The following is a 24,724-nucleotide window of genomic DNA, read 5'->3' as shown; positions in this document are numbered from 1 at the left end:
CCCTGCCACGTGGAGCACTTCTGCGTGTGGGGGCGGGGAGGTCGTGAAGCCGGGCGGCAAGGTGTCGACGACCTTCCACCCGTACAGGTCGCTCCTGCCGCGCGGCGACTGGAGGTGCTGACGCCGCCCCGGCCTTCGGCACCGTGAGCGGCGGCGTCCAGGGCGACTCCGCGTGGAGCAGGTGCGGGTGGTCCGCCTCCACCTCGCGACGACGGCCGTGGCCGCTCTCCGCGGGCGGTGCCCGCCGGTCCGGGCGGGCACACCGCGCAGGCGCCCGGCCGGCCGTGCGGTACGCGGCCGACCGGACGCTCGCCGGGACGCGGCCCGTCGGCGGATCGGGACGCTGCCCGTCAGCCGGGGGGACGGTGGACCGTCACGTCAGACGCGGACGCCGAACATGAACGGTCCGCCGATGGTGTCCATCGACTCGTACCGGACGACCGTGCCCGTGCGCGGGGCGTGCAGGATCTGCCCGTTGCCCGCGTACAGGCCCACGTGGTGCAGGTCGTTGAAGAAGACCACCAGGTCGCCCACCTGGAGCTGGCTTCGCGTCAGGCGCGTCCCGATGCCCGACTGGGCCTCGGAGGTGCGCGGTATGGAGACCTGCGCCTGGGCGTAGGCCCAGGAGGTCAGGCCCGAGCAGTCGTACGAGGACGGGCCGGTGGCACCGCGGACGTAGGGCTTGCCTAGCTGGGTCTGGGCGGCGGCGAACGCGGCGGCTGCCCGGCCGGACGCGGGGGTGCCGGGGTCGAGCTCCACCCGCTCGGTGGAGGCGCGGCTGGCGCGCTGCTGCTCGGCGGCGAGGGCCGCCTTCTCCTGCGCGGTCAGGGTGTTGAGCAGCTTCTGCGCCTCGGCGAGCTTGCCCTGCACCTCCTTCTTCCTCTCGCCCAGCTCGGTGCGGGTGGTGACGAGGTCCCGGAGCTTCTCGGTGGCCTTGGCACGCTCCTGGGCGAGTTGCCGCTGCTTGTCCTGGATCTTCCGCAGGGCGTCGACCTGCTGGCCGCTCAACTGGTCCAGGGTGGACGCCCGGGCGAGGAAGCCGTCCGGGTCCGAGGAGAGCAGGAGCTGCACCGCGGGGTCGATGCCCCCGGAGCGGTACTGGGCGGTGGCCAGTGAACCCAGGCCGTCACGCAGCACGTTCAGTTCCTGCCGGCCGCGCGCGACGCGGTCCTGGACGGTGGAGATCTCCTTCTGCAGCTTCCGCTGCTTCTCGTTGGCCCCGTTGTACTTCTCGGTGGCCTGCTCCGCCTGCTCGTAGAGCTTGTCGACCTTCGCCTGGACCTCGTCCTTGCCGGACCGCTGCCCCGGCGTGGCGTCGGCGGCGTTCGCGCTCAGGGCGACGGCGGCTGCTGCTGCCGTGGTCAGCACGGTCACGCGCGTACGGCTCGGTTGTCTGGGTCGTCGATGGGACGTCACAGGGTCGGACTCCTGTTCCTTCTGCCGCCGGCCGATGTGTCGACGGCCTGAGCGGGGGTGGGGCGAGACGGCTTTCGGGGACCTCGTCGTCGCGGGGCGGGCATCGTGCGGGCGGTCGCCGTACGCGCATGCTCCTCTCCCCGGTGGCACGGACCTGCGAAAGGGGGAGGGGGAACCGGCGTCCCCGCACCCCCGGCAAGTCGATCACGGGCATGTGGGGCGGGACCATGCAGAACCACCGGCAGAATTAACACCCCGACACGGGCCCGGGCCGCGGCGACCGCCTGGCGGCGGCCGGCAGGCGCTCCGGACCCGGTCAGCGGCGCCTGCCCTTCCGCCTTCCGCCCGGTGCGTCCGGGGACGAGGTCGGGTACGTACGGGTGCGGCGGGTGAAGGCGGCGACGCTGGTGGCGGCGAGGGCGGCCAGCCACGCGGCACTGTGGGTGAGCGGGGTCAGGACGGTCTGGTGGGTGTAGCCGGCGGCGAGGCTGGTCTGGAGGGAACCGTAGCTGGGGAGCAGTTCCACCAGGGCGTTGTCGGCGGTGGTGGCGGCGACGGGGTTCTGCGGGGCCAGGTCGATGATGCTGACCATGATGATGGTGACCAGCCCTTCGACTTCGCCGGGCAGGAAGACGGCCAGGCAGGTGCCCATGACGCCGTAGACCAGGGCGACGGCCAGGACGGCGACGCCGAGCAGCACGGGCTGGGCGGGGGACCAGAAGACCAGCATCCAGCCGGTGGCGTACGCGCTGACGAAGACGGCGGCGGTGAGCAGGGCCGTGAGCTTGGCCGCGATCAGCGCGGTACGGGGATAGCCGGCCGCCGCCAGACGCCGGTCGAAGGCCCGGGTGCGGCGGGCGGTGCTGAACATCAGGAAGCCCACCAGCAGGGACACGGCGTTCAACGAGCCGCTGATCATGGTGATCTCGTCGCCGCCGGCATGCAGCCAGGTGCCGGTGGCCCGCAGCCGGAAGGGGAACCTCCTGGGCGTGGTGACGGTCTTGGCCACGGTGATCCACAGCGGGATGAACACGACCAGGAGCACGGCCGCCAGCCGGTTCTTCGCCATGGCCAGCAGGCCGTACCGGCAGGCGGTGAGGAAGGCGCTCACGCGGTGCCCGCCGCGGGCCCGGCGTGCAGGAGCCCGTCCCGCAGGCGGTACACCGTGTCCAGCCGAGCGGTGTCGTGCGCGAGGTGGGAGACGATGACCACGCCGCGGCCCCGGCTCTTCAGCTCCTCGGTGACCTCCCAGAACCGCAGGTACGTCTCCCAGTCGAACCCCTGGTAGGGCTCGTCCAGCAGCAGCACCTCCGGGTCGTGCATCAAGGCCAGCACCAGGTTCAGCTTCTGCTGCGTGCCGCCGCTGAGGATCCGCACCGGCTCGTCGCGGTAGGCCGTGAGCGACAGGATCTCGACGAGCCGCTCGGCGCGCGCGAGGTGGGGCAGCCGGTAGGCGATCTGGAACAGCCGCAGGTGCTGGCGTACGGTCAGCTCCGCGTCGAGGACCGGCTGCTGGGGGCAGTAGCCGCACCGGCCCGCCAGGTCGACGCGGCCTTCGTCGGGAGGCAGGTCACCGCTGAGGACGCGCAGCAGGGTGGTCTTGCCGGCACCGTTCTCACCGACCACGCCGACCACCTGCCCGGCCCGTGCCGTGAAGCCGGCCCCGCACAGCACCCGCCGGGAACCGAAGGCCTTGCGCACCCCGCTCACGCGCAGCAGCACGGCCGGCTCCCGCCTCATCCGCGGGCCCGCCCCGCGGCGACGGCGCCACGGCCGTGCCGCGGGCCGCGGCGGCGGTCGGCCCCCCGGCGCCCTCGCGGACACCGGTTCTCCCGCTCGACGGGCGGTGGACTCACCTCTGGCACCGGAACTCCCCTGCGACGGCGTGCGGCCGGATGCACACGGCCAAGAGCCTCAACGACGCACACGCCCGCCGGGGCACGGCCGGCGGGCCCGCCCCAGACCCTGCCCCGCCGGGCGCACGGACGTCAGGCCGGCGGCACGAGGCGCTGCACGGCGGTGATCACGCGGTCGAGCGCGTCCTTGCTGTGCGGGTCGGACAGGTTGGCCCACAGCTTGAACATCAGGCTCCGCAGGACGGGGTGGCGCATGCTGTTCGTGGCGACGGCCTTCATGACCGGTGGCTTGTTGAGGGCCTGGACGATGAGGCGCCCCAGCGTGAAGTAGCTGCCGTAGGCGCTGCGCACGAGCTGCGGATAGGACCGCAGGACCGCCTCGCGTCCGCCGGGGGTGGGCTGGGCGAGCGCGCGGGTGACGGTCTCGGCGGTGAAGCGGCCGGATTCCATGGCGTAGTCGATGCCCTCGCCGCTGAGCGGGTTGATCATCCCCCCGGCGTCGCCGGTCAGCAGGACGCCCCGGGTGTACTGGGGGTCCCTGCTGAAGCCGGCGGGCAGGGGCGCGCCGCGGACCGGGCCGACGGCGTGCGCGTCGTCGAACTGCCAGGCCGCGGGCAGCCGCCGGGTGAACTCCTGGAACATGCGCCGGTGGTCGACGTGGGATTTGCGGCCCACGTGGAAGGTGCCCAGCCCGACGTTGAACGTGCTGTCGCCGACGGGGAAGATCCAGGCGTAACCGAACGGCATGTACGTGCGGCCGCGCCGGTCGCGGGTCTTCAGGTCGAGCCAGACCTCCAGGTGGTCGTCGTTGCGGTGGGCGGCGGTGTAATAGCGGCGTACGGCCACGCCCATGGGCCTGTCGGTGCGCTGGTGCAGGCCGAGCGCGACGGCCAGGCGGCTGGAGGCGCCGTCGGCGGCGACGACCAGCGGCGCCCGGTAGGTGCGGCTGCGCCCGTCGCGCTCGGCGATCACGCCGGTGACGCGACCGGTCGCCGCGTCGAGGACCGGCTCGGTGACCTTGGTCGCCTCCAGCAGGCGGGCCCCGGCCGCCACGGCGTGGTGGGCCAGGAGCCGGTCGAAGTCCTGCCGGGTGCGGACGAGTCCGAAGCCGGGGAACGAGTCCACCGCGGGCCAGGGCATCTCCACCGTGGCACCCGCTCCGTGGACCCGCAGCCCCCGGGTGCGCACCCAGCCGTCGCCGCCGGTGTCGACACCGAGTGCGATCAGTTCCTTCACGGCGCGGGGGGTCAGCCCGTCCCCGCAGATCTTGTCCCGGGGGAAGACGGCCTTCTCCAGCAGCAGGACGTCGTGACCGGCGGTGGCGAGGTAGTAGGCGGCGGTGGACCCGGCCGGGCCGGCCCCGACGACGATGACGTCCGCTGATTCCTCAGGAGCAGTGTCGAGCACGGGCATCTCCTATCTGTCCGGCACGGCTGCCGGTTGGTGGGACCGCCGTGTGCAACCCGGCGCCCGCGGCTTTGGTCACGCCGCCATCACGGTACGTGCCCCGAGCGAACGGCGCGGCCCGCCGGCGACCGCGCCGCGGCCGCCCGCACCGATTCCGTGATCGCGGACGACATCGCGGGAAGCCCTACCCACGCGCCCGGGCCAGCCGGTCACCCGTCACGCCTCCGGTATGCCGATCGCACCGACCGCGGGAAGACCGTCTGCGAACGCCATCGACCGCGGTCCGCCGGCGCTGACGCCGCCGCACCGGACACCTGGGAGCGCGTGGAGCGGCGCGGCGGCTCTGCGCCCTCGTGGGCCGGGGCTGCGGCCTTCCCATGGCCAACACCCTATGATTCGGTGCAGCGTTGACCGCGGCCCGCGTCGACGGCTCCGGACGCCGCGCGAAGCGGCCCGGTCATCTGTGGCAAGGGGGAAGCGGTGGCCACCGTAGTGCAGTTGCCCGCCGGCAGGGTGTCGCCGGTCCGCACGACGGCGGGCGCGTGCCTGCTCCCCGTCGGCCGGTGACCGGGGGTTCCCTCGGCCCGGGGGCCGATCTGACCGGGCAGGTGGCACTGGTCACCGGGGGATCGACCGGGCTGGGGCGCGCGATCGCGCTGGGTCTGGCGTCCGCCGGTTCCACGGTGGTGGTGGCCGGGCGACGGCCGGCGGTATGCGTGCGGACGGCGACCGAGATAACCGCCCTGGCCGGAGCCACTGCCGTGGGCATGTCCTGCGACGTGACCGAGGAGGATTCGGTCCACGGCCTCGTGCGGGACGTCGTCGACCGGTACGGCCGCCTGGACGTGCTCGTGACCAGCGCCGGGATTCAGGCGCGAGGGGAACTCGGCGCGCTGGACGCCGCGACGCTGCGGCGCTGCCTGGACGTCAACGTCGTCGGAACCTTCCTCGCGTGCCAGGCCGTCGTACCCGTGATGCGGCAGGCCGGGTACGGCCGCATCGTCACCCTGGCCAGCGCCCTGGGGGTGGTCGGTGCCGCTGGCCGGGCAGGGTACGCGGCCAGCAAGGGCGCGGTGGTCCAGCTCACCCGCAGTCTCGGCGTCGAACTCGCGGGCACCGGCATCTGCGTCAACGCGCTGGCTCCCGGCCCCTTCCGCACACCGCTGAACGACGGCGTCGACGACGACCCGCATGTCCGGGACTTCCTCGCCCACCAGGTCCCCATGGGCCGCTGGGCCGAACCCGACGAACTCGTGGGCGCGGCGCTCCTGTTGGCCGGCCCGGCGGCGTCCTACCTCACGGGCGCGGTACTGCCGGTCGACGGCGGCTGGACGGCCCACTGACAGCGCGGACGCCCCCGTGCCGTCCGGCAGCCGCGAGACCGCGAGGATCCCCGGCCGCAGGCAGGCGCGGATCAGGCGACTTTCACGCTGCGTCCATCATTTGCGATCACTCCGCACCAGTGCCGCATGGTCGGCTCACCAGTCCGGCGCGAACGCGGAGCGCGGTGCCCGGGCCCGCTGTGTCCGTCGGCCGGGGGACGCGGTCGAGGCGGGGCGGGGGACCGCTGCCGCACCGGGCGCGGCCGCTGTTCGACCTGGTCCCCGCGACCCCGCCCGAGGGTGTGGAACCGCTCAGATGCCGCAGGAGGAGGCGGACCAGAAGCGGGAGCTCTGGCTGCCGAGGTGGGCGTGGGTGCTGTGGCCCGGGTAGCCCGGACCGAGGATCTCGTTGAAGCCGTGGTTGCGGGCCTGCTTGACGATCTCGCAGTAGGACGGCGAGCCCACCAGGTCGATCCCGCGCCCGTACAGGTGGTTGCTGCCGGCGGCCCCGCCGACGGCGTTGTTGCAGGAGTAGGAGCGGAAACCGCTGCTGGTGGTCAGGGGGCGGTCGCCGAGCGCGTGCCGCAGCGCCTCCAGCTTCCACATCTGCTGCAGTGCGTTGGCGCGGGCCGCCGCGGCGGAGACGGCCCCACCGGACCAGTCGGAGTTGCAGCGGTTCATCTCCGCGTAGGTGAAGTGGGCCGGCGTGCAGTCACCGTCCTGTAGGGCGTAGATCCTGCTGAAGGTCGCCGGACCCGCGATGCCGTCCGCGCCGAGCCCGTACGCCTGCTGGAAGCGGGTGACGGCGGCCTTGGTGCCGGGTCCGAACTGCCCGTCGATCGCCAGGACGGCCCCGTACCCGGGGTAGCCCGCCACCCGGATCTGCAACTGCCGCACGTCCTCACCGCTGCTGCCCTGGCTCAGCGTGCGAGGGAAGGTGTAGCAGTCGTCCGCCTGCGCGGTGCCGGTCGTGAGCGTGACACCGAGACCAGTGAGTGAAGCGAGCATGACAAGTGAAAGAAGAGTGCGGAGTGCGCGTCTGAGCATGGTGCCTCCCAGGGAGGGGATGTGGCCTTCGACGGTGCCGGAACGCGCCCGCACCGTCAACAGGCCCCACATCCGTCCCGCCTGCGGCCAGCCCCGTCCCGTGCCGGGCCGGTCGACGGCCGATGGTGGCGCCGCTTCCCCCGCGACCTCCGGTGCGGGTCAGGTGACACGTACACACCGCCGTGCCGAAGCGCGCCTCGCGCGCGGACGCCGGCATTCCGCGAGGGCCACTGGCCAAAGAAGTACTTTGAGTGTCTCAAAGTACAAGTGTTAACGTGTTCGCTGTGAAGACAGCCGTGCGCACCCGTGAACCCATGAGCCCCCTGCTCGTGGTGCGCCTGCATGTCGATCTGTGCCGCTGTATGTCCGCGGTCTGTTGCCGCGCAATCTGACCGGCATCATGCAGCGGCGCCGCCCGTAGCGCGCGTGCGCCGCACCCACCCCGCCCTTCCGTATTCCCCGATACGCCATCACTGGAGTGTGTCCGTGTCCGCGTCCGCGAGCACCGAAACCCCCGCCAAGCCCGTCCGGCACATACCCAAGGTGCCCTTCTGGGCCCAGATCGTCGCCGGTCTCGTCCTCGGTGTCGTCCTCGGCTGGATCACCCGCACCTATGACGTGCAGTGGCTGTACACCACGCTCGACAAGGTCGGCCACATCTTCGTCCAGCTCCTGAAGCTGGCCGTCGCCCCGCTGGTCTTCTTCGCGATCCTGGTGTCCATCACCAACCTGCGCAAGGTGAACAACGCCGCCCGGCTGGCTTCCCGCACCCTGCTCTGGTTCATGATCACGTCGCTGATCGCGGTCGCCATCGGCCTCGCGATCGGCCTGATCACCAACCCGGGCGCGGGCACCGGCCTCACCCCGAAGGACGGTCAGAAGCCCGAGCACGCCGGCTCCTGGCTGGACTTCCTCACGGGCATCATCCCGACGGACGTCATCACGCCCTTCACCGAGCTGAACGTCCTGCAGATCGTGTTCATGGCCGCCGTCGCCGGCATCGCCGCCCTGAAGCTCGGTGACAGGGCACAGCCGATCCTCACCCTCAGCGAGTCGGTCCTGGAGCTGCTGCAGAAGGCCCTGTGGTGGGTCATCCGCCTCGCCCCGCTCGGTACCGTCGGCCTCATCGGCTACGCCATCGCCGACTACGGCTGGGACCTCATCGGCAAGTACGCCACCTTCACCGCCGACGTCTACATCGGCTGCGCCCTGGTCCTCTTCGGCGTCTACCCGCTGCTGCTGGCGACCGTCGCCAAGGTCAACCCGATCCAGTTCTTCAAGGGCGCCTGGCCCGCCATCCAGCTTGCCTTCGTCTCCCGCTCGTCCGTCGGCACCATGCCGGTCACGGTCAAGGTCACCGAGCGCCTCGGCGTGCCGAAGGAGTACACCTCCTTCGCCGTCCCGTTCGGCGCCACGACGAAGATGGACGGCTGCGCCGCGATCTACCCGGCACTCGCCGCGATCTTCATCGCCCAGATCTTCGACGTACAGCTCAACATCGGCGACTACCTGCTGATCGCCTTCGTCTCGGTGATCGGCTCCGCGGCCACCGCCGGTCTGACGGGTGCCACGGTGATGCTGACGCTGACCCTGTCCACGCTGGGCCTGCCGCTGGAGGGCGTCGGCCTGCTGATGGCGATCGACCCGGTGCTGGACATGATGCGCACGGCCACCAACGTCGCCGGTCAGGCACTGGTCCCGGTCGTCGTCGCCGCCCGCGAGAAGATCCTCGACCTCGACGCGTACAACTCCGCCTCGGGCTCCCCGGTGGACGACGCGTACGACGTCCACGACAGCGAGCAGAAGGTGACCCTGCCGGTCACCGCCTGACGCTCCCCGCACGACGGCGCCCCCGCAGACCCGCGGGGGCGCCGTCGTGCGTTCGGGCGAGCATCCGCAACTGCCCGGTCATGGACACCGGCCGACGTTCCCGGCGCCGCCGCCAGGGATCGTTCCCCACCCGGGCGGTCCGTTCGCCGGAGGAGCGGGCCGGCGAGGCTGCCCGCACCGGCCGGGCAGGACGTGCCCACCTCTGAAGACGGCCGGAAGCCCCCTGTCCGCGCCGAGTCCTAGGGGATGCACTGGGACCGGCGGCCTCACCGGATCCGCGCACCCGTCAACACCGGTCGCCGTGACCGTGGAAGCCCCGCAGGCAGCCCCCGTCCCCGCCCTCCTGGACCGCCCGCCCTCGCCCGGCCCCGCACGCGCGTCAAGACCGCCACGGGGACGGGTTCCGCCAAGAAGAGGTGACGCAGTGACGAACACGGCACGGCAATCCGCCGCCCGGCTGATCGACGAAAGCCTGGGCTTCCTGTTTCCCGCGGCGTTGCGTGCCGCCGCGGTCGTGGGAGTGGCCGACTTCATGGCGGACGCCGACGCGAGCGTGGAGCGGCTCGCCGAGGCGACAGGGACCGACGCGCGCAACCTCGGGCGAGTCCTGCGGCTGCTCGCCACTCGCGGCGTGGTCGAGGAGACGGGCACCGGACGCTTCCGGCTGACCGCCACCGGTCAGGCGCTGCGCTCGGACGCCCCTCATTCCGCCCGTGCCGCGATCCTGATGCTCACCGACACCACGATGTGGCGCCCCGCCGGAGAGATGCACCACTGCCTGACCCACGGCGACTCCGCCTTCACCGGCATCTTCGGGACGACGTTCTTCGACTACTTCGCACGCGACACGGAAACCGCCGCCGTCTTCCACGTCGGCATGGCCGCCATGTCCGACCACGAGAACGAACCCATCGCCGCGGCCTACGACTTCCCGCCCACGGGCACCGTCGTGGACGTCGGCGGCGGCCACGGCGGCCTGCTCCGCGAAGTCCTCCGCCGACAGCCCGGCCTGCACGGAGTGCTCCACGACCAGGCGCACGTCCTCGCCGACCACCGGCTGGGCGACCACGACGACATCGCCGGCCGGTGGTCCACGTCCGACGGTGACTTCTTCACCTCGGTCCCGCCGGGGGACGTCTACCTCATCAAGCGCATCCTCCACGACTGGGACGACGAGCGGTCCGCCACGATCCTGCGCAACTGCCGGCAGGCCGCGGCAGCCGGCGGCCGCATCCTCGTCATCGACGCCGTCGTGCCCCCAGGCGACCTGGCCCACCAGTCCAAGACCCTCGACCTGATGATGATGTGCTCCCTGGTGGGACGGGAGCGCACCGAAGAGGACTTCGTCCAGCTCTTCGAGGAGGCGGGGCTGCGCCTGCGGCGGATCGTGCCGACACCCACCGTGCTGTCCGTCGTCGAGGCCGTCGTCGCCGACTGAGGGAGCACAGGTAGTCCATCGTGATCCAGAATGGCGGGATGGTCACGCTCAAGACTCCCCGTCTGATCCTGCGCCGGTGGCGCGAGGAGGACGCCGCGCCCATGGCCGCCGTCAACGCCGATCCCGAGGTCATGCGGTGGATCCGGGACGGCAGCGTCCGTGACGAACAGCAGACTCGCGCCGGGATCCGGGCATGGGAGAGCGAGTGGGAGTCACGGGGCTTCGGCCTGTTCGCCGTGGAGATCCGGTCCACCGGCGAGCTGGCCGGGTTCACCGGCCTTTCGGTGCCCCACTTCCTGCCGGAGGTGCTGCCGGCGGTCGAGGTCGGCTGGCGGCTGGGACGCTCCCACTGGGGGCGGGGCCTGGCCACCGAGGCCGCCGCGGCCGCCGTACGGTTCGGGTTCGAGGAGCGAGGGCTGGAGCGGATCGTCAGCATCGCCCAAGTGGGCAACGACGCCTCCGAACGGATCATGACCAAACTGGGGATGCGGCCGGTCCGTGAGACCGTCAACCCCACCGGCGGCCGGCGAGTCCGGGTGTTCGAGCTGTCGTCCGACCGGTACGTCACCCGCACTCGCTGACGGCGGCGGGGGGGACCGTGGCCTCGTGGCGGACCTCGTCGCACATGGTGGCCACGGTGCGGTGTCTCTGGAGGCGGCCTTCACGTCCCGACGCGGCGGAACCTACCGTTTGTGGGTCACCCAGAGCAGTTCCGCCGGCCAGCGGTGTGCCCAGTCGGGTGGGTCGGTCTCGTTGTAGCCGTTGGGTGTTCCGGGTTCGGGCCGCGGCTCGATGAGGTCGTCGATGAGGAGACCCGCGCCGCGCAGGACCTTGACCCACTCGCCGTAGGTGAGCTGATAGCTGGTCGCGCCGTCGCCCTCGGCGATGGTGTCCAGCCCGAAGTAGTCCTTCTGCAGCGTCGTGGTCACGCGGCCGGCGGCTTCGTCGTAGCAGACCTCGAACCATGGGCTGGCGACGTTGAACACCAGGCGCCCGCCTCGGCCCAGGACACGTGCGGCCTGCGGGACGGCCAGGTGCGGGGGCGCCCAGCTGAGCCCGCCGAAGTCGCAGAACACCAGATCGAAGCTGCCGTCGGCGAAGGGGAGTCGCTCGGCGGAACCTTGCACCAGCGGGTAGCGGGCCGCTCCCATCGAGCCTGCCGCTGCGGTGAGTTGCGCTTCGGACAGGTCGAGCCCGACCACGGTGGCGCCCTCGGCGGCGAGCGCCCTGGACCACTGGCCGGCGCCGCAGCCGAGTTCGAGGACGCGCTTGCCGGTGACGTCGCCCAGGGCGCGCAGGTGCGCGTCGGGGATGGAGTACATGCCCCACAGCCGGGGTGCGGCGCCGATTTGCGGGTCGTGCTCGTGCTGGTAGGCGCCGCTGATCCGGTTCCAGAGCCGCCGGTTGGCGGGGATGCTGTCCACGTGCCGACTTCAGCACTGTCTGCCGGGGGCGGTCAAACCGATTGGTGCACTGGCCGGCCCCCGCCTCGGTCCGGCCCTGGCCCGGCCCGTGATCCGCCGGACGAGCCGTGGCGACCGGAGCTCACGTGAGGTGAACCGGATCGGGCGGGCCGCGGCCGACCGGCGCACGCTCTCGCGTACCTCCCGGGGCCGTGAGGCGCTCAGTCGCGGTAGGCGGCGACAGCGGTCCGGAGGAACGAGCGGATCAGTGGATCGGTGTCGCCCTCCTTCCACGCCGCCACCACCCGGCTCGGCGGCATGTCGAGCAGCGGCACCGCGGTGAGCCCTTCCGCCGGCTCGTGGTCCAGGACGGTCATGCCGACCGTGCCGTTCCAGAGGACGGCCTGCCGGCATTCCTGGACGGACGTGTACGTCGACGCGTTCTGACCTGCGAGGCGGTCAACCCGCCCGCACCCGCCGCAGGCAGGAGCGGTGCTGCCCGGAGAGGGCGTCACGCGGTGGGGGCGCCGCCGACGAAGGTGCGTTCCGGCGGTGACGCCACGAGTTCGACCATGGTGCCGTCGCGGAGATCGTCGCCGACGACGCGCGTGATGGCGTCGGTGAGCGCGGTGTTGAGGCGCGCGGTGATCCGGGCGGCGTCGGGGCGGTCGAAGACGCCGGCGCGGACGCCCAGGATCACCGAGGCGTTCGTGTCGACGGCCTTGCCGCCTCGCGCGAAACGGCCTGCGGGGACTCCGGCCAGGCGGATGGTTACGAGGTCGCGGGCCCATTCGCCGTAGACGTCGGCGATCGCGTCGGTCAGTGCGGCGACGAGCCCGGGTTCGTTGCCGGTCAGCCTGTTCTCTGGAAGGTGGACGGTGAGGTGCGGCATAGTGGATCCCGTTCCCTTTGACACCAAAGCCTTTGTCTTCAAAGATAATTGGGGAGGTCGCCGTTGTCCACGGAATCGGACGGCCCGGCCGTCGACGAGGCCGTCCGCACCCTGCTGTTGCTCATGCCGCGGCTCGTCGGCCGCGCCAAGCGCCTGCCCGTACCGCAGGCGCTCCGCGGCCTGGACCTGGCCCCGCGACACCTCGCGCTGCTGGCCCACCTGGAGTACGACGGCCCCACCAGCGTCAACGAGTTGGCCGCCCGGCTGGAGGTGGCCCCGACGACCGTCAGCCTCATGGTGAGCGAGCTGTCACGACCGGGCGTGCTGGAGCGCACCGCGGATCCCGCCGACCGCCGCCGCCGCATCGTCGCCATCGCTCCCGCCTACGCGGCACCGATCGGCGAATGGCTTTCCGGCAGCGCCTCCGCCTGGGAGAGCGTCATGCGCGGCCTCGCCCCCGCGGAGCGCGCCACGGTCATCACCGCCCTGCACGCCTACGAGGCCGCCTTGGAGCAGGCGGGCGACCGGGATCGGAACGGGCAGCCGTAGCGGAATCAGCAGTGCGTGATCTGCCGCCACGGCCGCTCTCGCCGTCGGCAGTTGCGTGACCGAATCTCAGCACGTGGATCGCCTCGTGCCGGCCCTTCACTCGATGGCGTGAGATATCGGCGGTGACTCGTAGATCCCCGGAATGATCTCCGTAGTGTGCGGCTACGTGTCAGATTCCGAAACGCGTGTGCCGACGCTCGTGCGCCCCGGGACGGAACCGGCCGTGCCGATGGATCGGGGTGCGGCCTGGAGCGCGAGCGGGCTCCCGGAAGCGCGCTCGACCGCGCCGTTCCGGCCCGCCACCGAACCGTCCGCCGCGGTACCCGTCCGCACCCCCGGAATCGGCATCACCGTCGCCGGTGCCCGGCGGCGAGCCGCCGCTGGTGGCTCGGCCGCCGAGGCCGGCCGCCGTACCTCACCCCACCCTCCGACCTACGAACCAGGAACGCCGACATGAACTTCGACGATCACCGCGTGGTCATCAACGCAGCAGGCCGCGATTTCGGACGTACTCTGGCCATCCGGCTCGCGGACCTCGGCGCCGAGGTCTTCCTCTCGGCTCGCACTCTCGCCGCCGCTGAACGTGTCCGTGACGAGATCCGCGGCCGAGGGCACCAGCGGGTCCACGCCTTCGCCTGCGACCTGACGGACCCGGCCTCGATCCGGGACTTCGCCGCGGGTGTCGCCCGGCACACCGACCGCATTGACGTGCTGATCAACAACGGCTCCCGCTACCTCGAGGAACCGGACCTCCAGTCCCCCTCCGACGCCGATGTCGTCGACACCATCGCATCCGGCGCCACCGGCACCGTCCTGACCGTGAAGAACTTCCTCCCCCTCCTCCTGGCATCGGACAAGCCGGACGTGGTGACCATGGTCTCCGCCTGCGCGGCCGCCGGTCACCACCGTTCGGAGGCGAACGGCGCCTACTACGCGGCCAAGAGTGCCCAGGCGGGGTTCGTCGAGATCCTCTCCAAGCGCTTGCGGCCCCAGGGGGTACGCGTGATCTCCCTCTACCCGCCCGACTTCGACAACTCCGACCCGCTCTCCGAGGAGTGGGAATCCGCGCCGCGCGGGGCCAAGGACCCCCTCACCGCGCAGTCGGTCGTGGAGTGCATCCTCTTCGCCGTCGCCCAGCCCCGCGACTGCTTCATCAAGGCGTTCCACTTCGAACAGGTCTGATCGGTTCCCGGCACATCCACGCACGGCGACATGCCCCGCGCGGTCCGGGCGGCAGAGGTCCTCCGGACCGGGGGAGCGGCGGGGGCACACCGGATGCGCGAGCAGCGTGCCGTCCGGCGCACCCGTGCCGCCGCGCCCGTCATCCGACCAGGCTCCCGCGCTCGGCCAGCCGTGTGAGCAGCCGACCCCGCTGCTCCTCGTCGGTCGCGAGGCCCACCGCCGTCCACGCCATGGCGAGCCCGCCGTCCAGGACGGCGCGGTCCGCGCTGGCGGTCGTGCCGTACCCCGTGAAGTCGGGGTTGTGCATGATCGCGTCCCCGCAGTCGTAGCCGATCATGGGATGGATGGACGGCACGACCTGCGAGACGTTGCCCATGTCCGTGGATCCGCCGCGCAACCGCGGGTCGCGCGGCGGCACGGTGCGGCCGAGGTCGCCCGCCGCCTCGCGGTACAGCGCGCACATGTCGAGGTCCTGCCGTAGGTCGGCGTAGTCGTTGCCGACCGTTTCGAGTGCCAGTTCCGCGCCCGTCGCCAGTGCCCCGGCCTCGAAACAGGCCCGTATCCGGACCTGGAGTTCCCGCAGCTCCTCGATCGTCGAGGCACGGCAGTCGTAGTCCGCCGTGGTACGCCCGGGGATGACGTTGGCGGCCTCGCCACCGGAGGTCACGATGCCGGAGACGATGGCGCCGGGCGCCATCTGCTGCCGGTACGCGCTGATCGCGACCTGCGCGATCATCATCGCGTCGGCGGCGTTCACCCCGCGGTGCGGCATCGCCGCCGCGTGCGCCGTGCGACCGGTGTACGCGACCTTCCAGCTGCTGATGGCGAGCGAGGTCATGCCGATGGCGTCGGCGGGCGCGGCATGCGCCATCATCGCCGCCGCCACGTCGTCGAAGGCACCGCGGCGCAGCATGTCGGCCTTGCCGCCGCCGTACTCCTCGGCCGGGGTGCCGAGCAGCTTGACGGTGACGCCGATGTCCTCGGCGACGGCGGCCAGGGCGAGGGCGGCGGTGACGGCGGCGGCACCGTTGACGTTGTGGCCGCAGGCGTGGCCGATGCCGGGCAGTGCGTCGTACTCGGCGCAGATCCCGATGACCAGGTCCCCGGAGCCGGCGGTCGCGGTGAAGGCGGTCGGCAGGTCGCACACGCCCCGTTCGACCGAGAACCCGGCGCCCTCGACCAGTTCGGCGATCTTCTTGGCGGACCGGTGCTCCTCGTAGGCGAGCTCGGGCTCGGCGTGCAGGCTGTGGCTGAGCCCGAGGACCCGGTCCTGTACGGCGGTGACGGTGTCCCGGCAGCGTTCCTTCAGCGCGGTGGTGTTCACAGGGCCTCCTTCGCGGTGCGGCGGTAGAGCAGGGAGACGAGCGCGCCGACCAGGGACACGGCGGCGCAGATCGCCCAGGCGTGGGTGTAGGCGGTCACGGCGGGCAGCGACCTGCCCGCGGCGGTCTCGGCGGCGAAGACGGAGAGCACCACGGCGGCGCCGAGCGAGCCGCCGACGTTGATGAGGAGTTCGTTGATGCCGGAGCCCACCGAGGTCTGGTCGTGCGGCACGGCCTCGACGGCGAGGGTCCGGGTGGAGTGCTGGAGCAGCCCGCTGCCCAGGCCGACGACGGCGGTGCAGGCCAGGTACGGCACGAGGCCGCCGTGCAGGGCGAAGGCGGCCAGATTGCCGGCGCCCATCAGCAGCGAGCCGACGGCCAGCGTCCGCCGGTCGGAGATCCGCGTGGCGACGGCCGGTGCGACGAGGGCACCGAGCACGAGCGCCAGCATGTTCGGCAGCAGCGCGAACGCGGTGGCCAGCGGCGAGAGCCCGAGTCCGTAGCCCGCCTCGGCGCGCGAGGTGCTCAGGAACACCGGGTTGGCGACCAGCAGACCGAGCATGCAGGAGCTGAAGGTCAGGGTGACGACCGCGACCACGACGACGTTGCGGCGCCGGAACAGGCGTACGTCCATCACGGGCGTCGCGGTGCGCAGCTCGACCAGGACCCACGCCGCCGTCACCAGCGCGCCGCCGGCCAGGCAGCTCAGCGTCCTGACCGAGGTCCACTCCCAGCCGGGCGTGCCGCCCTGCCCGAGACCCAGCATGACGGCGACGAGCCCCACGCACAGCAGACCGGCGCCGAACCAGTCCGTGGTGCCGCCCGGCCGCTCCTCGGTCTCCGGCAGCAGCGGCCAGGCCACCACCAGCGCGAGGGCCGTCGCGGCGGCGGGCACCCACAGCGCGGCGGTCGGCACGGCCACGTACTCGGCGATCAGACCGCTGCTGACCGTGCCCAGTGCGAGGCCGCTGACCAGCGCGGCCACCATGAAGCTGATGCCGCGCCGGCTCTCGGCAGCGGTCCGGCGGTTGCGCAGGATGCCGACGAGCAGCGGGAAGAAGCCCGCGAACGCGCCCTGGAGCACCTGTCCCACGAGCAGCAGCTCGAACGACCGGCTCAGCCCCACCAGGACCGAGCCGATGAGCACGATGCCGAGGTTCCAGCGCAGTACGCGCCGGTGGCCGTGCAGGTCCCCCAGGCGCGACAGCACAGGAGTGAAGGCCACACTGGCGAGCAGATTCGCGACGCTGATCCAGTTCAGGTCCGCGACGGTCACGTGCAGGCTGGTGGTGAGCCCTTTCAGCAGCGGTCCCAGGAACCCCTGGGTGATGCCGCTGGACAGCTCCACCAGGACCATGGAGACGATCACCGCCGCGACCGGAGTCGGGCGGGGGCCGGATCTCGCGGGCGAGGGGGCGAGGGTCGGGGTGTCGTTCATAGAAGCCGCACCTGTTCACGGAGAGTGGCTGGCGGAAAGTGCCACTCAAGGTCGCCCGTGCGACGTACTATCGGCAATGATCCCCAGTAGATTCAGTGGATACCGGCATTGACGAGGTAAGCGTTGGCGGATTCGGACAGGAGCGGCGCCACGGCCCCGCTGGTTCTGGACGCGCTGGACAACACCGTCCTCCGCCTGCTGTCCCGTGAGCCCCGGGCCGCCTGTGCGGACGTCGCGGGGCGGATCGGGGTGCACGAGCGCACCGTCGCTCGCAGGCTGGACCGGCTCATCGGCACCGGCTTGGTGCGGTTCACGGCGTTCCTGGTGCCGGAGTACCTGGGCGAGGGGCTGGTCGTGGAGCTGGCGGTGCGCTGCGCACCGGGGAAGCTGCACGCCGTGGCGGTCGCGCTGGCCCGCCGCCCGGACACGCGCTCCGTGGACGTCGCCACCGGTTCCCCCGAAGTGCTGGCCGAGCTCCTCGTCCAGGGCCCCGAGCAGCTCCTGCCCACGATCGACGGGGCGATCGCCGGCATCCCCGGTGTCACCGACGTGCACACGGCGGTGGTCCTGCAGCTCCTGCTGACCGCCAACGACTGGGACCCCTACGGCGAGGAGCCCACGCCGTCCCGTCGCCGCGTCGCCGAGGGCGGCGTCCCGCCCGAGCCGCTCGTCATCGACGATCTCGACCGCCGGCTGGTGGCCCTGCTGGAGCGGGACGCGCGCATCCCCATGGCCCGGCTCGCCCGTGAGCTGTGCGTCGGCGAGACCACGGCCAGACGCCGACTGGCCAGGCTCATGGACTCGCACGTGCTGCACCTGCGCCTGCACGCCGAGCCCGGCGTCCTCGGCTTCCCGGTCGAGGCCCGTTTCCGGCTCCGCGCCGAGCACCGGGCGCTCGACAAGGCCGTACGCCGCCTGGCCCGCGAACCCGAGGTCCGGCACCTCGTCATCACCACCGGCCAGGCGAATGTCCTCGGCTACTCCAGCCACCGGTCGGCCCAGGAGATGCACGATTTCACCACGCGGGTGTTCGCGGAACTGGACGGTGTGACGGGAGCGGAGGCGGCACTGCTGCTGCGTTCGTACAAGAGAGCCGGTGTCGTGATCTGACCGCCGCCCGGAGGCACGCGGGCCGACGGAGCGTCCGGTGAGTGCTGCCCGTACGCTTCGGCACCGGCAGCGCGGGCCGCTGCCGGGCGGGCCGTCCCGGGCGCTCGGGAACAGCCGGTCCGGCGGCACGGTTGCATCGACCGAGGGACCGGCGCCGTAAGGGTGTTGGCACACGGACACCACGATGTCGTCCGCCCCACCAGGATTCGGGCCCTCGGGTCGCGGCATGCCCGCCGCGCACTCGGAGCAAGACATACGTCCGCAGGAGGACTGTTTCATGACTGACCGGCCCTTGACGCTCATGGCAGTACACGCTCACCCCGACGACGAGGCCACCAGCACCGGCGGGGTCCTCGCGCGGTACGCGGCGGAGGGCATCCGCACGGTTCTCGTGACGTGTACCGACGGCGGATGCGGTGACGGACCGGGAGGTGCCAAGCCCGGCGATCCGGGACACGATCCCGCCGCCGTCGCCTTGATACGGCGTCAGGAACTGAAGGCGAGCTGTGATGCCCTGAAGATCAGCGATCTGGAGATGCTGGACTACGCCGACTCCGGGATGATGGGCTGGCCGAGCAACGACGCCCCCGGATCCTTCTGGCGGACCCCCGTGCAGGAAGGCGCGGCCCGGCTCGCGGAGCTCATGCGGCACTACCGTCCGGATGTGGTCGTCACCTATGACGAGAACGGTTTCTACGGTCACCCTGACCACATCCAGGCCCACCGCATCACGATGGCGGCCCTGGAGATGACCGAGCTGGCACCGAAGGTGTACTGGACCACGATGCCCCGCTCCGGGATGCGGCGGTTCGGCGAGATCATGCGCGAGTTCCATGAGGACATGCCGGAGCCGGACCCTGCCGAGACCGCCGCGATGGCCGAGATCGGCCTCCCCGACGAAGAGATCACCACCTGGGTGGACACCACCGCGTTCAGCGGTCAGAAGTTCGACGCGCTGGCCGCGCACGCCAGTCAGGGCGAGAACATCTTCTTCCTCAGGATGGGCAAGGAGAGGTTCGGCGAGCTGATGGGCATGGAGACCTTCCTGCGCGTCCAGGACCCCACCGGTGCGGCCACGCCCGAGAACGACCTCTTCGCCGGACTGCGCTGATCGATCCGTCCGCCCCGTCCGCCCCGCCGACCGGCCGGGGCGGAGCGGGGACCGACGCAGCCGCCCGGGTTCAGGGCCACCGAGGCCGGTAGGCGGTGGCCAGCACGGAGACGGTGACCTGATCGGGCCAGAGGCCGTCATCGTCCAGGTCGGCGCGGGCCACGTGGCGTGCGCTCGGCGTCATCGCCACCAGGTCCACGGCTTCCAGCCTGGACAGAGTCGCCGGGTACTCGACCTGCTCGGTGACGACGGCATCGAAGAAGGGGTTCAGCGCCCGGTGCAGTCGCCGCTCCTTGGCCGGGTCGATCGTGACCATCGCGGGCAACCGGTCGCGCAGCTCGGCCAGGTGCCGCCCGGTGGGGCGGACCACGATCAGCCGGCCCGTCGGCGCAGCACACGGTGGAACTCGGCGGGGTTGCGCGGAGCGAACACGTTCAGCACGACATCGGCCACCCCGTCGTCCAGGGGGAAGGGACGGAAGACGTCCCAGGCGACCGCGGCGGCCCGGGTGTGAGCACGGGCTGCCGAGCGCAGCGCGCGCACCGATGTGTCCAGTCCCAGGCCACAGGCGCCGGGTAACTGGTCGAGTACGCCGGCCAGGTAGTAGCCCGTGCCGCATCCCACGTCCACGACCGTGGCCTGACCGGACTCGGCGTCGGCCGCCAGGCGGGCTCCGGCGTGGCGGATGGGCGCGTAGACGCCGGTGGACAGGAACCGGTCCCGGGCCTGGACCATGGCCGCGTCATCGCCGCTGGTGGCGCGGGCGCCCGGGTTGAGCCGGCTTCACGGGTGGGTGCGTCGCTCGGCGGCGTCGAACGCGGGCGCGAGCGGGGCCAGCGTCGCGCGGAGTCGGTCGGGCAGTGAACCGGAGGGCACGACCAGCCCTCCGGTACCGGCACTGCCGATGGCCCCTGCGTTCCCCGCCGGCCGGAGCCAGCCTTCCAACGCGATGCGCACCGCCGCGGCGACGCTCGCCGCGAGTACGCGGGCGGTGTGCGCTCCGACGTCGCCCAGACGCTCGGCGATCACTTCGGTGAGAGGGGGCTCGATGCCGGCGGTGGTGTCGAGGTACGCGTCGCGCAGCGCGGTTCGGGCGGTGATCAGCAGCAGCGCCTCCTGTTCGCGCTCGCCGGTGTTCGTGTACTGCTCGACCACGGCGTCGGTGATGGCGTCCGGCCTGGGCATCGTCAAGCTCTTCGAAGGGCGCCGGGGGCAGACCTACCCCGACATGGAATGGGAACCCAAGGCCGCCTTCACGGCAGTGGCGCAGCGGTATCGGAGATGACGAGCCCGCGGTGGGCGACCACTGCCCGGGTGCGGGATTCGCACACATCATCGCCCGGCCAGAGACCGGGACCGCGCTCCCGCGGCCACAGCCAACACACTTGTGCCGGTCACCCGTCTTGTGTGCGGGAGGGCTGCGGCCCGGGTAGCGGGAGGGCGAGGCCGGTCTTGATGGTGTCGAAGACGACCAGGGTCTCGTAGCGCCTGATGTTGTCGTCCGACTTGAACAAGCGGTCGCCGAGCCGGCCGCAGTCGCGCATGCTCCTGGCAACCACGACGACCACGTAGTCCCAGGGCCCCGCCACCCGGTAACACTGCTGGACCTGCGGCTCCGAGAGCATCCGCAGGGAGAAGGCGCGGTGGTGCTCGAAGGATTCCTGCTGGAGCGTCACCAGCACCGTGGCCAGGACGGCGGGCCCGAAGCGGTGCGGGTCGAGAACGGCGACCTGCTTGGCGATGAGGCCGTCTTTGCGGTATCGGGCGATCCGCCGCTGGACGGCGCTCGCCGAGAGCCCGACCTGTTCGCCGAGGGCGTGCAGGGTGTGCCCGGCGTCGCGCTGGAGCAGGTCCAGCAGCAGGGCGTCGATCTCGTCCAGACGAGGCGGGGTCGGCTCAGGCACGCGAGATTATTGCGTCCCGGCGCGAGAAATTTCAATCGCTTCGATCGGGCGTCCGCATAGCGTCAGGTGAGTCCGCGACTCCCGAGGAAAGGCGTGGCGCATGGATCTGGACGTGGCGCGCATCGAGCACGCCGTGCAAGTGATCGATCCGGTGTTCCTGAACACCCCGCAGTATCTCGACGAGCAACTGTGCGGGGCGCTGGGCGACCGCATGGTGACGGTGAAACTGGAGACCGCCAACCCGGTGCGCAGCTTCAAAGGCCGGGGCGCCGACCTGATGTTGAGCACGCTCGCCCCGGGGACACCGGTGGTGTGCGCGAGCTCGGGCAACTTCGGACAGGCCGTTGCCTACGCCGGACGCGCCCGCGGGATGCCGGTCGAGGTGTTCGTGCCCGAGACGGTCAATCCCGTCAAGCGGCAACGGATGGAGGTCTTCGGCGCCCGGATCATCGTGGCGGGGTCGGACGGTTCGGCGGCTCGCGCGGCGGCGGCCGCCCACGTCGAACACCGTCCCGACCGAGTCTACTTGCAGGACGGCCTGCAGACCGCGATCGCCGAGGGTGCCGGGACGATCGGGGCGGAGCTGACCGGCGGCGCATCCGGCGGCACGCGTGGTCCGCGCTTCGATGCCGTCGTGCTCCCGGTCGGTGACGGCGCGCTGATCAACGGTGTGGGTCGCTGGATGAAGGAGCACGCGCCCGGCACCCGGATCGTGGGGGTCAACGCCGCGGGCGCCCCCTCGATGCTGGCGAGTCTGCGCGCCGGCCGCGCGGTTCACGTCGAGAGCACCCGCACTTTCGCTGACGGAATCGCGGTGCGCAACCCGCTGGAGGCGTCGGTGCGTCGGGCCCGTGCCTTGGTGGACGAGATGGTCCTGGTGACGGACGAGGCCATCGCCGCCGCCATGGAGCTGGCCGCACGCACGCTCGGGATCCTCCTGGAACCGGCGGGAGCCGCGGGCCTGGCGGCGATCGCCGAAGGCGCGGTCACCGGTGCCCGTCTGGCCACGGTGCTGACGGGTGCCAACCCCCGCCCCGAGCAGGCCCGGGAGCTGGCGGCCCGGCTGGCGCGGCCGTCCGAGCAGCGTCGGCACCATCCGGCTCGCCGACCTTCCGGGGGCAACGAGTCCCCCAGGACTGACCACCCCGCACAGCAAGGAGAGATGAGACGATGACCGAGATCACCGCTGCGCAGCGGCCGACGGCGCCCGAGTGGTCGGCGATGACGGACGAAGAGCTGGCCGCCTACCAGATCGCGGAGAACCGCTGGCGGGTGTCCGTCGCGGCGCGGGCGATGACGGGGGAACCGGATCCCGGCGCCGCGATCGGCTGGCGGCAACTGGCGCTACCCGGCCGCGAGCTGCCGGTCCGGGTGTACCGGCCGGCCCCGGGGCACGACGGCGACGGCACCGACCGGACGGACCTGCCCCTCGTACTCCACGTGCATGGGGGCGGGTTCGTGGGCACGGCAGTGCAGAGCGACTGGGTGAACAGCCACCTGGCCGTCCAACTGCCCGCCCTCGTCGTGTCGGTCGAGCACCGCCTGCTCGCTCCGGACACCCCGCTGTCGGCCGCCGTCGACGACGGCTGGGAGGTACTGCGGCACCTGCTGCGCGATGCCGCCCAGTGGGGCATCGACCCGGCGCGGGTCGCGGTCTTCGGCGAGAGCTGCGGCGGGCTGATCTGCGCGATGGCGGCGATCCGGGCCAGGGATTCCGGCCTGCGGCTGCGGGCGCAGGTCCTGGTCAACCCCGTTACCGACGTGACCGACGCGATGTTCGACCACGCCTCGGTCGCCCGGCACACCCACACCCCGACCCTCACCCTGCCCCAGCTGCAACTTCTCCGGCGGCTCGCTGTCCCGCCCGGTACCGACCCCCGCGCGCTCTCCCCACTGCATGCCGAGGACCTGAACCGGCTCGCTCCGACGCTGGTGGTGATCCCTTCCCACGACCCGCTGGCCGATCACGGCCGCCGCTACGCCGAACGGCTACAGGCGTCCGGGACGTGCGCACGGCTTGCCGATCATCCCGGAGCGGGGCACGCGTTCCTCAGCTTGCCGGCCGTCGCGCGGCAGGCCGGGCCCGCGCGGGCGGAGATCCTCGCATTCCTCCGGGCCTCACTCGTCGGATGAAGCGGAAGGGCGGCAGTCCGATGACGAGACATCCGGAGCGAGGGGCTGTCGCGGCGATGTGCGCGGGCATCGGTCTCACCGTTCTCGCGGCGGCCGTTCCCTACGTCGACCGATCCGCCACCCACCTGATGGCCGACCACATCCGGTCCGGCTACCCCGGCTACGGCCAGGCGCGCATCGACACGGCCGTCGACGCCTACGTGGTCCTGCTGTCGGTCATCGGGGCACTCGCCGTCGGGGGCTGGCTCGGGGCGGTCTGGGCTGTCAGGGCCGGCAAGCGGTGGGCCCGGCCCGCCTCCGCCGTGCTGCTCGTGTGCGGCATCGGTGTCGGGCTGACCGAACTGCTCACCAAGGGACACCTCCGGTGCGACCGACCTGCCGCCGGTACTGGGCTGGGTCGGCATGGCCCCGTGCGTGGCAGGTCTATTGGCGGTCGTGCTGCTGTGGCGACGGCCTCGATCGGCATGACGCGACGCCGAGTTCCGCTCGCCGCGAGCCACGCCGACCACCTTGACCCTCATGCCGGAACGCGGCTGGCTGTTGTTCCGCAGGTTGCCCGACCCCGCTCGCCGGTGGTGCGCCGTGCCTCCGGCACCACCCCTGACTCCGCCGGAGGCCCCGGCTCGTGTCGATGGGGGAGCGGTACCGGGAACCACCGGAGTGCCTCGGGCGCCCCTGTGTACGCTCTGGTGGCAACTGGTCACTTTGAGTGATGCTGATGGTCGTCCTTCGGGGACATCACTCACGGCACCAGCGGAAAGAGGACGATCACCATGCACCGTGTCACTTCGCTCGCCATCGCCTCGGTCGCCTTGGCGGCGGCCTTCGGTACAGCGGCTCCCGCCGCCTCCGCCCCGGCCGCTCCGCAGACGGGACGCGCCGCCGCGGTCTACCGCTGCGACCCCGGACACTTCTGCATCTACAGCGACTGGGACGGCGCCGGCACCCGCTGCCAGTGGACGTCGGAGAAGGTCGCGAACACCGCCGACCAGTGTTCCTTCATCCGGAACGGCAAGAACGTGCGGTCCGTGTGGAACGGCACCGGCCACCGCGTCCAGTACTACACCCAGACCAACTACAACGCCCGCGTCGGCTCCACGGCCGCCGGCCACGGGGGCAACCTCCAGGGCAGCTACCAGATCCGCTCCTTCAAGAAGCAGTAGCAAGAACCAGTAGACGGCGTACGACCGGACCCGCCCCAGCCTCGGCCACGACGGGGGCGGCCCATGCGGGCGGTCGTCGGGCCCGGCGCGGACGTCGGCCTGCGGTCGGCCCGGTGGGCCGCCGGGCGGGGTGGCTCAGCCGGCCGGGAGCGCATCGCCCCCTGGCCGCCGCGTCACCGGTTCGCCGTATCGGGGTAGTTG

The 24,724-nt window shown here is 71.9% G+C and carries 22 protein-coding genes and 3 pseudogenes; 12 read left to right on the top strand and 13 right to left on the bottom strand.

What is annotated here, in order from left to right; all coding sequences use genetic code 11:
- Positions 1-378: 378 nt before the first annotated feature.
- From ACZ4K2_RS33350 to ACZ4K2_RS33335, 4 genes are all read right to left on the bottom strand, one after another.
- Positions 379-1,416 (bottom strand): C40 family peptidase, encoded by a 1,038-nt coding sequence (locus ACZ4K2_RS33350; protein WP_467479331.1) that lies wholly within the window; start codon positions 1,414-1,416, stop codon positions 379-381.
- 316 nt (positions 1,417-1,732) lie between these two features.
- Positions 1,733-2,527, bottom strand: a complete 795-nt coding sequence (locus ACZ4K2_RS33345) for a hypothetical protein (protein ID WP_467479332.1) — start codon at positions 2,525-2,527, stop codon at positions 1,733-1,735.
- On the bottom strand, positions 2,524-3,156 hold the full coding sequence (locus tag ACZ4K2_RS33340) for an ABC transporter ATP-binding protein (protein WP_467479334.1): 633 nt from the start codon (positions 3,154-3,156) through the stop codon (positions 2,524-2,526). Before ACZ4K2_RS33340 ends, ACZ4K2_RS33345 begins: the two co-directional genes overlap by 4 nt.
- A gap of 248 nt (positions 3,157-3,404) precedes the next feature.
- Complete coding sequence (locus tag ACZ4K2_RS33335; RefSeq protein WP_467479336.1) at positions 3,405-4,685, bottom strand: geranylgeranyl reductase family protein; 1,281 nt, start codon at positions 4,683-4,685, stop codon at positions 3,405-3,407.
- A 557-nt stretch (positions 4,686-5,242) separates the two neighbouring features.
- Here ACZ4K2_RS33335 and ACZ4K2_RS33330 point away from each other — a divergent pair.
- Entirely contained in the window at positions 5,243-6,022 is a 780-nt protein-coding gene (locus tag ACZ4K2_RS33330) for an SDR family NAD(P)-dependent oxidoreductase (protein ID WP_467479338.1), read from the top strand.
- 291 nt (positions 6,023-6,313) lie between these two features.
- Here the strand turns inward: ACZ4K2_RS33330 and ACZ4K2_RS33325 are convergent, their stop codons facing one another.
- A complete protein-coding gene (locus ACZ4K2_RS33325; RefSeq protein WP_467479339.1) occupies positions 6,314-7,048 on the bottom strand; it encodes a D-Ala-D-Ala carboxypeptidase family metallohydrolase in 735 nt (244 codons plus the stop codon).
- A gap of 486 nt (positions 7,049-7,534) precedes the next feature.
- Here ACZ4K2_RS33325 and ACZ4K2_RS33320 point away from each other — a divergent pair, with 486 nt between their 5' ends.
- The 3 genes from ACZ4K2_RS33320 (at position 7,535) to ACZ4K2_RS33310 (ending at position 10,897) form a co-directional block, all read left to right on the top strand.
- Entirely contained in the window at positions 7,535-8,878 is a 1,344-nt protein-coding gene (locus ACZ4K2_RS33320; RefSeq protein ID WP_467479341.1) for a dicarboxylate/amino acid:cation symporter, read from the top strand.
- Between the two features lie 424 nt (positions 8,879-9,302).
- Complete coding sequence (locus tag ACZ4K2_RS33315; RefSeq protein ID WP_467479343.1) at positions 9,303-10,316, top strand: methyltransferase; 1,014 nt, start codon at positions 9,303-9,305, stop codon at positions 10,314-10,316.
- A gap of 38 nt (positions 10,317-10,354) precedes the next feature.
- Positions 10,355-10,897 carry a GNAT family N-acetyltransferase gene (locus ACZ4K2_RS33310; RefSeq protein WP_467479345.1) on the top strand — a complete coding sequence of 181 codons (543 nt, stop codon included), beginning with the start codon at positions 10,355-10,357 and terminating at the stop codon, positions 10,895-10,897.
- Between the two features lie 102 nt (positions 10,898-10,999).
- Here the strand turns inward: ACZ4K2_RS33310 and ACZ4K2_RS33305 are convergent, their stop codons facing one another.
- From ACZ4K2_RS33305 to ACZ4K2_RS33295, 3 genes and pseudogenes are all read right to left on the bottom strand, one after another.
- Positions 11,000-11,740: a class I SAM-dependent methyltransferase gene (locus ACZ4K2_RS33305; RefSeq protein WP_467479346.1), complete on the bottom strand. Its 741-nt coding sequence runs from the start codon at positions 11,738-11,740 to the stop codon at positions 11,000-11,002.
- Between the two features lie 200 nt (positions 11,741-11,940).
- Positions 11,941-12,144: pseudogene (locus tag ACZ4K2_RS33300) on the bottom strand (LysR family transcriptional regulator); the annotation flags it as partial.
- Positions 12,145-12,230: 86 nt separating this feature from the next.
- A complete protein-coding gene (locus tag ACZ4K2_RS33295) occupies positions 12,231-12,611 on the bottom strand; it encodes a tautomerase family protein (RefSeq protein WP_467479348.1) in 381 nt (126 codons plus the stop codon).
- Between the two features lie 63 nt (positions 12,612-12,674).
- On the opposite strand from ACZ4K2_RS33295, the gene ACZ4K2_RS33290 reads away from it, so the two are divergent.
- Both ACZ4K2_RS33290 and ACZ4K2_RS33285 read left to right on the top strand, forming a co-directional pair.
- Positions 12,675-13,160 carry a MarR family winged helix-turn-helix transcriptional regulator gene (locus ACZ4K2_RS33290; RefSeq protein ID WP_467479349.1) on the top strand — a complete coding sequence of 162 codons (486 nt, stop codon included), beginning with the start codon at positions 12,675-12,677 and terminating at the stop codon, positions 13,158-13,160.
- Positions 13,161-13,613: 453 nt separating this feature from the next.
- Positions 13,614-14,342: an SDR family oxidoreductase gene (locus ACZ4K2_RS33285; RefSeq protein WP_467479351.1), complete on the top strand. Its 729-nt coding sequence runs from the start codon at positions 13,614-13,616 to the stop codon at positions 14,340-14,342.
- A 139-nt stretch (positions 14,343-14,481) separates the two neighbouring features.
- Here ACZ4K2_RS33285 and ACZ4K2_RS33280 read toward each other — a convergent pair whose 3' ends face one another.
- Together ACZ4K2_RS33280 and ACZ4K2_RS33275 are read right to left on the bottom strand one after the other, a co-directional pair.
- A complete protein-coding gene (locus ACZ4K2_RS33280) occupies positions 14,482-15,666 on the bottom strand; it encodes a M20 family metallopeptidase (RefSeq protein ID WP_467479352.1) in 1,185 nt (394 codons plus the stop codon).
- On the bottom strand, positions 15,663-17,102 hold the full coding sequence (locus ACZ4K2_RS33275; protein ID WP_467479354.1) for an MFS transporter: 1,440 nt from the start codon (positions 17,100-17,102) through the stop codon (positions 15,663-15,665). Before ACZ4K2_RS33275 ends, ACZ4K2_RS33280 begins: the two co-directional genes overlap by 4 nt.
- Before the next feature lie 123 nt (positions 17,103-17,225).
- On the opposite strand from ACZ4K2_RS33275, the gene ACZ4K2_RS33270 reads away from it, so the two are divergent.
- Positions 17,226-18,212, top strand: coding sequence for an Lrp/AsnC family transcriptional regulator (locus tag ACZ4K2_RS33270; RefSeq protein ID WP_467479356.1), 987 nt, complete (start codon positions 17,226-17,228; stop codon positions 18,210-18,212).
- A gap of 277 nt (positions 18,213-18,489) precedes the next feature.
- Positions 18,490-19,323 carry a PIG-L family deacetylase gene (locus tag ACZ4K2_RS33265; RefSeq protein WP_467479358.1) on the top strand — a complete coding sequence of 278 codons (834 nt, stop codon included), beginning with the start codon at positions 18,490-18,492 and terminating at the stop codon, positions 19,321-19,323.
- 70 nt (positions 19,324-19,393) lie between these two features.
- On the opposite strand, the pseudogene ACZ4K2_RS33260 reads toward ACZ4K2_RS33265, so the two are convergent.
- From ACZ4K2_RS33260 to ACZ4K2_RS33250, 3 genes and pseudogenes are all read right to left on the bottom strand, one after another.
- Positions 19,394-20,091 (bottom strand): annotated as a pseudogene (locus ACZ4K2_RS33260) (methyltransferase domain-containing protein); the annotation flags it as partial.
- Positions 20,092-20,106: 15 nt separating this feature from the next.
- Positions 20,107-20,496, bottom strand: a pseudogene (locus ACZ4K2_RS33255) (TetR family transcriptional regulator); the annotation flags it as partial.
- Between the two features lie 221 nt (positions 20,497-20,717).
- Positions 20,718-21,227 carry an Lrp/AsnC family transcriptional regulator gene (locus ACZ4K2_RS33250; RefSeq protein WP_467479360.1) on the bottom strand — a complete coding sequence of 170 codons (510 nt, stop codon included), beginning with the start codon at positions 21,225-21,227 and terminating at the stop codon, positions 20,718-20,720.
- Positions 21,228-21,327: 100 nt separating this feature from the next.
- Here ACZ4K2_RS33250 and ACZ4K2_RS33245 point away from each other — a divergent pair, with 100 nt between their 5' ends.
- The 4 genes from ACZ4K2_RS33245 (at position 21,328) to ACZ4K2_RS33230 (ending at position 24,523) form a co-directional block, all read left to right on the top strand.
- Entirely contained in the window at positions 21,328-22,401 is a 1,074-nt protein-coding gene (locus ACZ4K2_RS33245; protein ID WP_467479361.1) for a threonine ammonia-lyase, read from the top strand.
- Complete coding sequence (locus ACZ4K2_RS33240) at positions 22,398-23,360, top strand: alpha/beta hydrolase (protein WP_467479363.1); 963 nt, start codon at positions 22,398-22,400, stop codon at positions 23,358-23,360. Before ACZ4K2_RS33245 ends, ACZ4K2_RS33240 begins: the two co-directional genes overlap by 4 nt.
- Before the next feature lie 402 nt (positions 23,361-23,762).
- The gene (locus ACZ4K2_RS33235; protein WP_467479398.1) at positions 23,763-23,828 is read left to right on the top strand and encodes a PGF-CTERM sorting domain-containing protein; all 66 of its coding nucleotides are present in this window, start codon (positions 23,763-23,765) and stop codon (positions 23,826-23,828) included.
- A 305-nt stretch (positions 23,829-24,133) separates the two neighbouring features.
- Complete coding sequence (locus tag ACZ4K2_RS33230) at positions 24,134-24,523, top strand: peptidase inhibitor family I36 protein (RefSeq protein ID WP_467479364.1); 390 nt, start codon at positions 24,134-24,136, stop codon at positions 24,521-24,523.
- Positions 24,524-24,724: the final 201 nt, after the last annotated feature.

The sequence above is a fragment of the Streptomyces sp. NPDC025833 genome (genome assembly GCF_055558055.1).
The sequence above is the reverse complement of the archived record's forward strand: the minus strand, read 5'-3'. Positions and strand labels throughout refer to the sequence as shown.